Source organism: Mesorhizobium sp. M8A.F.Ca.ET.165.01.1.1, from assembly GCF_004792065.1.
Lineage (GTDB): Bacteria > Pseudomonadota > Alphaproteobacteria > Rhizobiales > Rhizobiaceae > Mesorhizobium.
Map to the genome: position 1 here is coordinate 1 of NZ_SRTH01000093.1, position 391 is coordinate 391.

At 67.5% G+C, this 391-nt stretch carries 1 pseudogene; it reads right to left on the minus strand.

Going from position 1 to position 391, the window contains the following annotated elements:
• Positions 1-257: 257 nt before the first annotated feature.
• Positions 258-391 (minus strand): annotated as a pseudogene (locus EN808_RS35255) (transposase); the annotation flags it as partial.

The window sequence follows — 391 nt, forward strand, 5'->3', positions numbered from 1 at the left end:
ACCGGCTCCTCGGCGCCGTGAAAACGGCGCTTGAATGCCGCCTGGCCCTGCAGGTTGAACCGGCGGCGGTTGATCCAGGGCGAAGAATAGGCGCGCTGGAAGGTGTTGCGCCAGAACGGGCCGGGCGGTGCCTGTCCGCTGCGCCAGACTGCGAGCGTGATCATCCGTCCTCCACAGCATGGGCAGCGGTGCGTTGCCGCAAGAGGAGCGGCAGCGGCGCTTTCGGCATCCGGTTCGCGATCATCCTGTTGTGGTTTGGTCAGCAGCCTGCGGCACTGGTCGAGCCTGGCGGCGCGATGGCCGTTGGCGAGGAAGCCGTAGTGGCGGATGCGATGGAAGCCGTCCGGCAGCGTGTGCAGCAGGAAGCGGCGGATGAACTCGTGCGCGTCGA